The sequence below is a fragment of the Bradyrhizobium sp. CCBAU 51753 genome, from assembly GCF_015291565.1.
GTDB lineage: Bacteria > Pseudomonadota > Alphaproteobacteria > Rhizobiales > Xanthobacteraceae > Bradyrhizobium > Bradyrhizobium ivorense.
Map to the genome: position 1 here is coordinate 8,051,479 of NZ_CP030037.1, position 11,865 is coordinate 8,063,343.

At 58.8% G+C, this 11,865-nt stretch carries 12 protein-coding genes and 1 pseudogene; 11 read left to right on the plus strand and 2 right to left on the minus strand.

Translation table 11 applies throughout. The features are described from left to right. Nucleotides 1–71: 71 nt before the first annotated feature. From XH93_RS42835 to XH93_RS36920, 3 genes and pseudogenes are all read left to right on the plus strand, one after another. A complete protein-coding gene (locus XH93_RS42835; RefSeq protein ID WP_256436568.1) occupies nucleotides 72–203 on the plus strand; it encodes a hypothetical protein in 132 nt (43 codons plus the stop codon). Between the two features lie 60 nt (nucleotides 204–263). Further along, nucleotides 264–1,415 (plus strand): YihY/virulence factor BrkB family protein, encoded by a 1,152-nt coding sequence (locus XH93_RS36915; RefSeq protein WP_194471242.1) that lies wholly within the window; start codon nucleotides 264–266, stop codon nucleotides 1,413–1,415. 464 nt (nucleotides 1,416–1,879) lie between these two features. After that, a pseudogene (locus tag XH93_RS36920) lies at nucleotides 1,880–3,248 on the plus strand (integrase). Between the two features lie 183 nt (nucleotides 3,249–3,431). On the opposite strand, the gene XH93_RS43215 reads toward XH93_RS36920, so the two are convergent. Next, nucleotides 3,432–3,668 (minus strand): excisionase family DNA-binding protein, encoded by a 237-nt coding sequence (locus tag XH93_RS43215; protein WP_371815136.1) that lies wholly within the window; start codon nucleotides 3,666–3,668, stop codon nucleotides 3,432–3,434. Between the two features lie 800 nt (nucleotides 3,669–4,468). On the opposite strand from XH93_RS43215, the gene XH93_RS36930 reads away from it, so the two are divergent. From XH93_RS36930 to XH93_RS43220, 4 genes are all read left to right on the plus strand, one after another. Beyond that, a complete protein-coding gene (locus tag XH93_RS36930; RefSeq protein ID WP_194471244.1) occupies nucleotides 4,469–5,539 on the plus strand; it encodes a hypothetical protein in 1,071 nt (356 codons plus the stop codon). A gap of 46 nt (nucleotides 5,540–5,585) precedes the next feature. Continuing rightward, nucleotides 5,586–6,122, plus strand: coding sequence for a hypothetical protein (locus XH93_RS36935; RefSeq protein WP_194471245.1), 537 nt, complete (start codon nucleotides 5,586–5,588; stop codon nucleotides 6,120–6,122). Between the two features lie 16 nt (nucleotides 6,123–6,138). Further along, entirely contained in the window at nucleotides 6,139–6,312 is a 174-nt protein-coding gene (locus tag XH93_RS36940; protein ID WP_194471246.1) for a hypothetical protein, read from the plus strand. A gap of 112 nt (nucleotides 6,313–6,424) precedes the next feature. Then, nucleotides 6,425–6,859 (plus strand): hypothetical protein, encoded by a 435-nt coding sequence (locus tag XH93_RS43220; protein WP_194471247.1) that lies wholly within the window; start codon nucleotides 6,425–6,427, stop codon nucleotides 6,857–6,859. Nucleotides 6,860–7,021: 162 nt separating this feature from the next. Here XH93_RS43220 and XH93_RS36950 read toward each other — a convergent pair whose 3' ends face one another. After that, nucleotides 7,022–7,912, minus strand: a complete 891-nt coding sequence (locus tag XH93_RS36950; RefSeq protein WP_194475482.1) for a LysR substrate-binding domain-containing protein — start codon at nucleotides 7,910–7,912, stop codon at nucleotides 7,022–7,024. Nucleotides 7,913–8,049: 137 nt separating this feature from the next. On the opposite strand from XH93_RS36950, the gene XH93_RS36955 reads away from it, so the two are divergent. From XH93_RS36955 to XH93_RS36970, 4 genes are all read left to right on the plus strand, one after another. Further along, on the plus strand, nucleotides 8,050–8,799 hold the full coding sequence (locus tag XH93_RS36955) for an SDR family NAD(P)-dependent oxidoreductase (RefSeq protein ID WP_194471248.1): 750 nt from the start codon (nucleotides 8,050–8,052) through the stop codon (nucleotides 8,797–8,799). A gap of 19 nt (nucleotides 8,800–8,818) precedes the next feature. Continuing rightward, nucleotides 8,819–9,664, plus strand: a complete 846-nt coding sequence (locus XH93_RS36960; protein ID WP_194471249.1) for a transketolase — start codon at nucleotides 8,819–8,821, stop codon at nucleotides 9,662–9,664. Beyond that, nucleotides 9,661–10,671, plus strand: coding sequence for a transketolase family protein (locus XH93_RS36965; protein ID WP_194471250.1), 1,011 nt, complete (start codon nucleotides 9,661–9,663; stop codon nucleotides 10,669–10,671). Before XH93_RS36960 ends, XH93_RS36965 begins: the two co-directional genes overlap by 4 nt. Nucleotides 10,672–10,839: 168 nt before the next feature. After that, on the plus strand, nucleotides 10,840–11,865 hold the full coding sequence (locus XH93_RS36970; protein ID WP_194471251.1) for a TRAP transporter substrate-binding protein: 1,026 nt from the start codon (nucleotides 10,840–10,842) through the stop codon (nucleotides 11,863–11,865).

An 11,865-nucleotide genomic window follows, 5' to 3' on the forward strand; every position in this document is an offset into this window, starting at 1 on the left:
ACCTCCTTAAAGATGCCGTCGCCAACCAAGCCGGCGGGCTACGATTTGCATTCGAAGCGGGCGAACCGAAGATGGTGCGAGCGACCTGCAGGCGCCTGCCGACCGGCTTCAACACGAAGTTCGTCGAGACGACTATCGAAAGCCTCGGCGGCGAGATCGCGCGCGAATGGCTGAAGCGTGGCCTCTGCGCTTTGCCAGGCTGAGGGTGCTCCCGAACAGGAACCGGCTTCTTCCGCGGCGATTGGAGTCCGCGGAGGAGATCGATGGCCGAACTCAGGAAAAATCGCGCAGGAAGCTCGCAGAGCGAAAAATGGAGTCTCGCAGCGGCGCTGGGGCTGTTGGTCGTCGCTTTCCTGTGGGATCGGCTGGACCCGCCCGATCGCGCCGCGCGCCCCAAAAGCGATCGCGACTTCCCCGAAAATCGAGAGGCCGATCGGGACGCCTCGCCCGACGAGATGGCGACCGAAGGCGGAGATCGCGGACGACATGCGAGTTCGCCCGCCGAGATCCCGGCGAGAGGATGGAAGGACATCCTGAGGCGCGTGTACGGCAATATCGGCGCGCACCGGGTTCTGGCGCTGGCCGCCGGCACGACCTACTACAGCCTTCTCGCGATCTTCCCCGCGATCGCAGCGCTCGTCGCCGTCTACGGCCTGTTCTCCGATCCCGGCAGCATCGCCAAGCATCTGGACGACATCTCCGGCTTCATCCCCGGCGGCGCCGTCAACGTCGCGCGAGAGCAGCTGATACGTGTCGCCACGAAGGGCGACCGGACCCTGGGCTTCACTTTCGCGGTGGGTCTGGTGATCTCGCTGTGGAGCGCGAACGCCGCCATGAAGTCGCTCTTCGACACATTGAATATCGTCTATGGCGAGGAGGAGAAGCGAGGATTTCTCAAGCTAAATGCGATATCGCTGGGATTCACCGTCGGCGGAATCGCCTTCGTCCTTGTGGCGCTCGGCGGGGTCGTCGTCATCCCTGTGGTGCTCCAGTACGTCGGCCTGTCGAATGCCGCCGACCTTCTCATCCGCATTGGACGCTGGCCCGCTCTCTTCGTGGCACTGGCGCTTGCGCTCGCCTGCATCTACCGCTTCGGGCCTAGCCGTGAGGCGCCGAGGTGGACCTGGATCACATGGGGCAGCGCCGCAGCGTCCCTACTCTGGCTCGCTGCGTCCGGGCTGTTCTCGTTCTACGCTGCAAACTTCGGCACCTTCAACGCGACGTACGGATCTCTAGGTGCTGTGATCGGCTTCATGACGTGGCTGTGGATCTCCGCCATCGTGATCCTAATGGGCGCCGAGCTCAATGCAGAGATGGAACATCAGACGGCCCGCGACACCACGACCGGAAGACCCAAGCCGCTCGGCATCAGAGGCGCCAAGATGGCCGACACGGTAGGAGCGGTGAGATCTTGAAAGTAGAGTACACACCCAGCGAAAGTCTTCTCACCAGTTGGTCCGGCGGCAGCCAGGCGAGGCTGGTGTCATAACCGCTCCCTCGTCATCCATCCTCGTGCCGAAGGAGACAGCAAGGGCGAGCCAGTTTCCAAGGAATGTCGCACGAACTCTTCCAGGAGCAGACGATGACAACTCTGAACGCCCTGTCCGATTTGCTCGCCTCAATATCCAAATCTACGACGCGCGCGCAATCGACCTGTACCAATGGGTCGGTGCGCGGTATCTCATTGGCGTGAAGGGTGCAGAATTTATCTGGCTGGCGCTCCCTAGGGGAATCGAACCCGTTGAGAGCCGCCGGGGTTCGCACTCGTTCGTCATAATATAGACTTTTCAATAGTTTAGATAGACGTCGTTCTTCGTTGTTCGGCCTTGTACGCCGACGCTTATTCGACGGATATTCGACGACTCTGGGTTCGTATGCCATGACAAAGACGCTCACTGAGGCTCAGATCACGACTGCCAAGGCGCGCTCGAAACTGGAGCCCGGCGTCCATTGGCGCCGCCTCGATGCCGAGGCGCATCTTGGCTATCGCAAGGGCAAGCGGAGCGGCATTTGGTTCGTGCGCTGGCGCAATCACCATGAAGGAGCCAACTACAAGCAGGCGCCGGTCGGCATCGCCAACGACGTCAACGATAAACTTGCCGAAGGCACGCTGACTTTCGAGCAGGCGGTGACACAAGCGCGGGAACACGTCACCCGGTCCAGAATAGAAGCGGCGGCCCAAGCCGCCGGACCGGCACCCACCGTGCGGACGGCTGTAGAGACATACACCAGGGAACGCCCGTGATAGCCGAAGGGCCGGTCGCGAGGTTCGATCCGATGCTGGTCACCGCTTGCGGCGTTACATTCTTGGTCAAGAGGAGCGTGGTCGCCAGGAAGCCGTTGAGGCCGCCCCCCCTCGCCGCAGTCCATCTGCACGCGCTACGGGATGATCTTTTGACGTGGCGAGAGGACCTCCCTGTAGAATTGAAGGCCACGACAAAACAGCGGCTCATAAGCGACCTGAAGGCTGGGCTGAATGCAGCATGGCCCCGCCTGTCGGCGGAACAAAAGAAGCTGAACCCGACATTCCCTTCGATTGTGAAAGACGGGTTTAAAGCTGAGCGCATCGATGATGATGATGAGACATCAGTCGCCCGAGATAACCAAGTCCTTACGGATGCGCAAATCGGCACTCTACTTCGAGCCGCGTGCGAGCTCGACGATGAGCAGGGATTTGAAGGCGACCTACATCGCATTGTCGTGTGCCTTGCAGCCACGGGCGCGCGATTTGCGCAGCAAGGCGGATGCGCGTCAGTGATACACAACGGGAAGAGCTGCGCTTGATGGTACCAGGTTCCTACAAGGGGCGTGGTGGCAACGGCGGCTCCGTTCCAGTTCCGGTGGGCGAAGATGTCATCGAAGTCCTGTTGCCAGCCATTTTAGATCGTCCAAAAGAGGCGCCGTTGTTCGAGCGATGGAGCTACGAGCAGGAGGCCGGCAGCATCGTTTGGAGAAAGTCAGAACGTGGTCCGTGGAAGACGGCAGAACTTACCCGTGCGTGGCACGCCATCCGCGATCGCGCACCGCTACCAGAAGCCATTCCTTACGCGTTGCGACATTCCAGCATCGTTCGCGGCTTGCGAAACCGACTCCCTATTCAACACGTTGCTAAGCTGCACAACACTTCCGTGAAAATGATCGAGCGGCATTACGCGAAATATATCTCAACAGCCTTGGAAGATCTCGCGCGGGCGGCAGTTGTCCCCCTGGTCCCGCGACACGGCGAAAATTCGGTTGGGCGCGGATGATCCATAACACGCGCTCGCCCGCGAACGCACACTCTATAGTGGCCAGCACACGACTGACAATGTATCAGGCTTCAAGAATCGCGGCTCTTCCAGGCTGACACGACAACCAAGTTAAGAGCCAATTCACGGTCGATACGGTAGCCGTGCCATCGTCAGCTTCCGCACCTGCTCGCATGACTGTCATCAGGAGCCGCGAACCCGTCCAAGGTCAGTTGGTATCGCATTGACACCAACCAGAGCCAACAGAGACTGCACAATGACTAGACGACGGCGGCCGACCGTCGTCGTGGTAACTCGACCATCCCCGATTAGTTCATAAATCTTGGTTCGCCCGAGACCTGTCGCTTCACAGGCCTCCGCGACGGTGCAGGTCAACCGCTCCGCAAACGGGAGGCGACGCAGATGGCTGGGCATCGGCATATCTGCGGCCGCACTACGTTCAACTTGGACACTGCTTTCGAGGTCCTGACCACGCCGTATCAAGATTACGTCTCCTCCATAATCGAAGGAGCTACCCTGAGGCGCGCCGCATTCCCCGTCAACGGAAGCAAAGGAGCAGAAGGGAGGGGCTTAGCGAACGTCTGGAAGTGCCAGAAAAGAATCGGCTACGAAAGACAACGCAGACTTTTTCGTAACTAATATCGCAAGAATCGGTGGCTGCGACGGGTCGCAGCGCCCCGTTCTTGCCATTCGTTGAGCGAACCATTTCCCGCTTAGCCTTCGAATGCAGCGGTACGGCAGCTTGTCCGTTTCAGGCAGTTAAGGGCCGGTCTTTAGGTCAGCGCGGGGGAAGATTGCTTCTCTGATGCGCGCAGGATCTGATGCGATTCTTGATGCCAGCCACCTTCGCAAAGCTGACCGGGTGCGGAGCGCGTCGATCGTCCCCCCAGACCTCAGTGTTCGATATGTCATCGTCGACCGAAAGCTCGAAGACAAGCTAAATTCAATCGAGGACAGGAGGCCAGGGCTCGTAGAGGAGCATCACGAGGCTTTCATATCGTCGATCTCGGGTTGTCTCGAGGGCGATCGCCTGCAGCATGTAAACGTGATCGACATGCGGGGTATCGAGTAGCGTGGCGGCTACACTCGAGAGTCTCGATCCGACATTCTTGACGCGTGCGGCCGGAGTTTGCCTACGCTACATGCCAGTCGGCGAGCAGATGGGCCGCAGGCACCGATGATCGTCCTTCTGGTCGATTTTTCGAAGCCCGGAGTTCGCAATGACCCGCGGTGATGAGATATTGTCCGCCTTAGACGGCGCGATCAAGGAAATTGAAGCGCTCTTCCTTGCACACTACACGGCCGACGATATCCGCCGAGTTGAAGATGCAGGGTCGTGCACTGAATGGTTTTTCAAAGCAGCCATCTTTCCTGACCTTGACGCAAAAGCCCCGTTTGATACGGCGATCAATAGGCTGAAGTCGATTGGCATCAACCGAGAAGTGCGGGATAGCATTCATGCCTTGCGCGAGCTGTACAACGCTGCAAAGCATAACCCTTCCGCTCAGATACGTCTCAAGGTCGCCAATGACGTTCTATCCGGGGCGCGAAAGGCTCTAGAAGCGATAATTCACGAAGGCCCCGGCCAAGTACGTGCTCCGGTAAGTGCCGCCGTGAGCCGTCTATTGTGGGTTTCGGGATACGATCACTATACGGCCGGCTGCACCTCTGTGTACGTGAGCCTACCCCTACCTCGAGATATCTTCGCTACTCACATAGACGTATTCTGTCTTCACTTCAGGTCTTGGGAGCCGTTGCTGTCCGATCTTGTCGCAAGCGGCAACTTCTATTACGGCCGTGACCATTTCGACGATGATGTCTATGCTCGCTTCAATGAAGACGACTTCATCAATGCTGGCATCTGGGACGGAGACTATCGCCAGCTAATCACTATATTGGCTCGACATGAGCACCGCTCATTGAAAGACGAGGTCATCGTTAACCTTCGCCGCGATCATTTGGGAGTTTCCGTTCTATCAGCGATCGCGCTCGCGGCTTCCGACGTGACAAGGTCGAACGAACGTCCCTTGGAGGAATCAGAGCTTGCACGCGCCATATTGGAGCGAGCTGATTCTGCCTATGCAATGCCTGACGAACGTCTTTGGGTGCGCCGCGCCGCTGAGGCTTTGGCCACTATGATTGCGCAGGTTCCGGTCGCGCAATGGAAGGCTATTGAGGGCCCCTTTTGGAATCTGTGGAACCCAAAGCAATTGGTTGCGCATGTGCAGTCACCTGATCCGGAGCGCGTACCATTCGTGATTGACGACGCCAATCGAATTGTAGTTGTGTAATCGGCCTTCAGCGAGCGGACTGGCCATGCAAAGAGGCTATTGAATCGTGCCTGATAGAGAACGGCTAGGATTAGAGCACCCGTCGGATCTGCTGGCGAAACTGGACTGGGAACTAGATCAGTTCAACGAACCAAATCTTCAGGACGAAATCTTATCGTCCTATCGCGCATTCAATTGCGCCGTCACGGCGTGGTCGATTTGCGACTGGGTGTGGAATGCCGGAAGTCCTGAGCTTAAGGCGGCCCTACGCGCTGCGAGCCCCAATCCGAGGGCGAGCGACTCAGAGGTCCTCGCAGCGCTACTTCGTTCGGAGTGCCGCGCTCTCGCCATTTGCCAGCAACTTGCGAATGGCGCCAAACATTTTCGTAAAGACAGGCACAATGATCCAAATGTGGCATCGCATAGGCTTCCCGGGGTCTCGCTCTACATCTCGAAGGATGGAGCTGAAAGCCGCGTAGTTCCCGACATCGGCGTCTTCATTCAGGATGGAGAAACGACGTATTCAGATATCGGCTTGTTCAGCCGTGCGCGAGACTATTGGCAGGAATTCTTCAAGCGCTTCGGAATCGATCAGCCGCATTGATCGACAGGAGATCTGGATGGCCGCGAGCTACGCGTTATCAGTTCAGCGGCTGGGAGACAATTTCCAGGTCGTATTGGGCGACGCGTCGCGCATGGCGAAAGAGAACGGCTGCTGGTTTTGGTGGATTCCGGAGCCGGACGATTGGCACCGCTTCGTATTTACCGATCTAGTGACGGCTCAGATGTTCTGACGGCTACTTAAGCAAGAATATCGTCAAGGGCGACGACAGTCATCTCAAGCGGCAGTGGGTCTCGCGTGATGAGATCAGGCTCTTTGCCGAGCACTGCGTCTACATACGGTCCGTGTTCGAATACTATCATAGGATTTTCAAGGAGGGTACTGACGCCGAGTACGCAGCGATGGATGCCGTCGCTCCTAGGCTCTTCGAGGATTTGGCGCAGGTTTATAGCGAGTTCACAATTTCTTCCGCCTGCCGCGTCACCGATCCTTGGATCGACAAGTTCGGTAATAGAAACCTCACCATCGGGTTCTTCACAAATCTGTTGAGCAGGTTTGAGCTTCTGCATCAGCGTCTCACCGCACTCCAAAAGAGTTTGGAAAAACATCGGGAACGCATTAAAGACGCACGAAACAAACTGACGGCTCACGCAGACCTTGAAACTATAATGGCCGGTGAGCCGATAGGAGCGGCGTGGCCGCAATGGCATCAATTCTGGGAGGACCTTGGGGGAGTTTGTCTCACTCATCAATGTGAATGTGAACGGATCGCCATTTGAAATTCGAGCGGCGGCGGTCCGGGGTGACGCCGAGATGATGCTGAAAAAATTCAGGATTAAGGGGTAGGTCAGCTATGGGGTCAGTAGCGGACCTCAGCCCTCCCCTTTGTCCGCTAAGAGCCAGAAGGCTTTGGGCCGGCATTGACGTGGGCCAGGCTTGCGCTACGCCTTCTTATCGGCCTGCGCGAGTTCAGACGTGATCCATTCCACGAAGGTTCGCAGGGCGCGGCGCTGACGGCCCGCGCGAGGAAAGGCGAGATGATGGCCGACATAGCGGATGTCGGTGGAGCGACCGGCCAGCGGCGCGATCAGCCGCCGCGACTCTATCTCGCGTTCGGCTAAGCGAGTTGATTCCAACGTCACGCCAACGCCGCCACACGCCATAGCAATTGCGAGGAAGCTGCGGTCGAATCGCATTCCGTGGATCGCTGGAAGCTCAAGTCCGTTCGCGGTGAACCATTGATGCCACTGAACCCGCTTCACGTCTGAGCGGATTAGCACCTGGCTCAGCAGATCCTTTGGCTGCCGAATTCTCTTCGCGATCTGAGGAGCGCACAGCGGGGTGACGGTTTCCTCGCCAAGCGGGATTACTTCGAGGCCCTCGCCGCGAGGCAAACCATAGACGATGTCCAGATCGAAATCGTCGTTCGTGAAGCGGGCGTACTCGGTGTTGGCAGCAAGGCGAACCTCAAGTTTCGGTTCGGCAGCTAGAAACTTGGTCAGGCGCGGGGCCAACCATTGCGCTGCGAAGCTTGGCGCACAGTGCACCCTCAGGAGCTGCGGCCCGCGACCGGCAACCTCTTCAATACCACGTCGCAGATTGTCAAAAGCCGCGCCGGCGTGACGCATCAGGTTTTCGCCCGCGGGCGTCAGACGGACAGAACGAGCGCTCCGCTCGAACAGAATGGTGCTCATTGTACTTTCGAGCTTGCGGATAGCGTGGCTGACGGCACTCGGCGTCAAATGCAATTCGTCGGCCGCGTCGCTGAAGGAGCCGGTGCGCGCAGCCGCTTCGAAGGCTCGGATCGCCGAGATCGGGATACTCGACAGCAGCATGCCCATAAGTGAACCAGATTCACATATCCAAGACAACAGCGCGTTTGTCCCGGAAGCGCCTCGGACCTAGGAATGGGATCCAGAAGGCCGGCTGCCACCGCAGCGCCTGAATGAATAGACACAGGGAGGATCGAATGCTGCTTCGCGGCAAAACAGCAATTATTACAGGTGCGGCTTCGCCCCGCGGGATTGGCCTCGCAACCGCCAGACGGTTTGCCGAAGAAGGTGCCAGGGTAGCTATTCTCGATATCGATGGCCCCGCAGCACAAGCCGCCGCGCAAGGACTTGGCGACGCTCATATCGGAGTTGCTTGCAACGTCGCCGACCAGGCCTCTTGCGCGAAGGCAGTTGAAACTGTCGTTGGCGTCTTCGGTCAGATCGACATCTTGATCAACAACGCCGGCATTACCCAGCCAGTGAAATTCCTCGAGATCAAACCGGGCGACTGGGACCGAATCCAGGACGTCAACCTCAAGGGCATACTGTTCCTCTCGCAGGCGGTGATTCCGCACATGCAGAAGCAGAAAGCCGGATCGATTGCGTGCATGTCGTCGGTATCAGCCCAGCGCGGTGGCGGCATTTTCGGTGGTCCACACTACTCGGCAGCTAAGGCGGGCGTCCTTGGACTTGCCAAGGCGATGGCGCGGGAATTCGGCGCCGATGGAATTCGCGTCAACTGCGTCACGCCGGGATTGATTGGCACCGACATCACCTCCGGAAAACTCACGGACGAAATGAGGACCAAAATCCTCGAAGGCATTCCGCTCGGCAGGCTCGGTGAAGCCAAGGATGTGGCCGGAATCTATACATTCCTCGCTTCGGACCTGTCCGCCTATGTCACCGGTGCCGTGATCGACGTCAACGGCGGGATGCTCATTCACTAAGGGAGCGATGGAGAGAAGGATGTCCACGAACACGCTTGTCAACGCGCCTACCCTTGCACAGCGCGCGCGCAATATTCGCCGTAACGCCCTGCGCATGGGCGAAGTTCAAGGCCAGGGTTATATCGCCCAAGCGCTAGACATCTCCGACGTGCTGGCGGTCGCGTACTTTCACGCGATGCGCTACCGGCCGGAGGAGCCCACTTGGGAAGATCGCGACCGTTTCCTTCTTTCCAATGGCCACTACGCCATTGCCCTTTATGCCGCGCTGATCGAGGCTGGCATTGTCCCCGAAGCCGAACTCGAGACGTACGGCTTCGACGAAAGCCGCCTTCCGATGTCTGGCATGGCCTCCTACACGCCCGGCATGGAAATGTCCGGCGGGTCGCTGGGGCTCGGACTGAGTATCGCAGTCGGCATGGGCCTCGGATTGAAGCGAAAGGGTTCCAAGAGTCGCGTCTTCACGTTGTTCTCGGATGGAGAACTCGACGAAGGTTCGAAGTGGGAAGCGATGATGTCGGCTGCACACCACAAGCTCGACAATTTGGTCGCGATCATCGACGTGAACAACCAACAAGCCGACGGCCCCTCGAAGCAGATGATGGGATTCGAGCCGCTGGTCGACAAGCTCGAGGCTTTCGGCTGGTTCGTACGCCGCGTAGACGGCAATGACCTCGGCGCCGTCGTGGCCGCCTTTGACGCGGCGAGCTCACACCCCGAACCGCAACCGCGAGTGATCGTCGCTGACACCCTGATGGGAAAAGGTGTTCCCTTCCTGGAGCAGCGCGAAAAGAACCACTTCATTCGGGTAGAGGCGCACGAATGGAAACTGGCGTTGGCAGAACTTGATGCAGGAGACAGGTCATGAAGTCGGCAATCTCAGCAACGCCCGGGAAACCGCGGCTCACCACCTCTGCGATGATCGCGTCGATCGCGGCAGAAGGCCAAAAGACAAAGCCGGCACCGTTCGGTCACGCACTCGTCGAACTGGCCCGAAACCGTCCCGAGGTCGTGGGACTCACCGCCGACCTCGGCAAGTATACGGACCTACATATTTTCGCGAGGGAGTTCCCCGATCGCTACTATCAGATGGGCATGGCGGAACAACTGCTCTATGGTGCGGCCTCGGGCATGGCAGCTGAAGGGTTCATGCCCTTTGCAACGACCTATGCGGTGTTCGCTTCGCGCCGCGCCTACGACTTCATCCATCAGACGATCGCGGAAGAAGACCGCAACGTAAAGATTGTCTGTGCCCTGCCCGGTCTCACCTCCGGCTACGGCCCGAGCCACCAGGCGGCGGAAGACGTCGCCCTGTTCCGCGCTATGCCGAACATGACCGTGATCGATCCCTGCGATGCTCATGAAATCGAACAGATCGTTCCGGCCATCGCGGCCCACCTTGGGCCGGTATACATGCGGCTCTTGCGTGGCCAGGTGCCGCTTGTGCTGGACGAGTACGACTATCAATTCAAGCTCGGCAAGGCATCCCTCATTCGCGGCGGCCGGGAAGTCCTGATCATCTCCTCCGGGATCATGACCATGCGGGCGCTGGAAGCTGCAAAGGAACTCGCCGGCGACGGCGTAGATGCAGCCGTATTGCACGTACCGACGATCAAGCCGCTCGATCACGAAGCGATCTTGCGCGAAGCCGGCAAGCCCGGACGCCTCGTCGTCGTCGCAGAGAACCATACCATCATCGGCGGCCTTGGAGAGGCTGTTGCAGCATCGCTGATGCGCTCCGGCATCCATCCGGCCTTCCGTCAAATCGCTTTGCCCGACGAGTTTCTTGCCGCTGGGGCGCTTCCCACGCTGCATGATCGTTACGGCATTTCTACTGCCGAAGTTGCCAGGCAGATCAAGGAGTGGCTGCGCTAAGCACGCAGCGCCATTCGCCAAGTTCGACTGAGGAAAACGTCGTCTGCGCGGCATCGCCGCGGAGAACGATGGCTGCTGCCTGACGGCCGGCGCCCAAAAACCGGCCGGAGCTGCAGACAAGTGCCGCTGCCGATGAACGTACCAATTCGTCTCAACAAGGAGGAAGCCATGACCCAACGCAAACCGACTGCCATAACTCGTCGCAAGTTGCTCCTGGCCGGCGCAGCCGTTCCGCTGTGCGCCGTACTCTGCCGCTCCGCTGCGGCGGCGGAGTTTACCTACAAGCTCGCGACCGGGCAGGACCCGACGCATCCGGTGAACGTTCGAGCCAAGGAGGCCGCCGATCGCATCAAGGAGGCGACAGGCGGGCGGCTGGAGATCAATCTCTTTCCGGCCAATCAGCTCGGCTCGGATACTGATCTCCTGACGCAGGTCCGCAACGGTAGCGTCGAGTTCTTCAACCTGTCTTCTCTTGTCCTCGCCACCCTTGTACCGGCAGCCGGCATCGTAAATCTCGGCTTTCTCTTTCCCAACTATGATGCGGTCTGGAAAGCCATGGATGGTGAGCTCGGTGCTTACATCCGGGCGCAGATCGCCAAGACTCCGATCATGACGGTCTCCAAGCCCTGGGACAACGGCTTCCGCCACATCACGTCATCGGGTCGGGAAATCAAGACCCCGGAAGACCTCAAGGGCTTCAAGCTCAGGGTACCCGCCGCACCAAATCTGACTTCGTTGTTCCTTGCGCTTGGGGCAGGACCGGCGCCGATCAACTTCAACGAGGTCTATTCTGCTCTGCAGACCAAAGTCGTCGATGGCCAAGAGAACCCCCTTCCGATCATCGCGACGGCACGCCTCTATGAGGTGCAGAAGACTTGCAGCCTGACGGGCCACGTCTGGGACAACTACTGGATCCTCGGCAACAAGCGCGCGTTCCAGAAGCTGCCGACAGACGTTCAGACAATCGTGACGCGCGAGTTCGATCGCTCGGCCGAAGATGAACGAGCTGACATCGCGAAGCTCAGTGAGTCGCTGCGCACCGACTTGGCCGCTAAGGGGATGCAATTTCTCGACGTCGACCGATCCGTCTTCCGCCAGGCGCTGGCGAAGACAAGCTTCTATGCCGACTGGAAAGCCAAGTTCGGTGATGAAGCCTGGGTTCAACTCGAGAAAGCCGCCGGCAAGCTGGGGTGA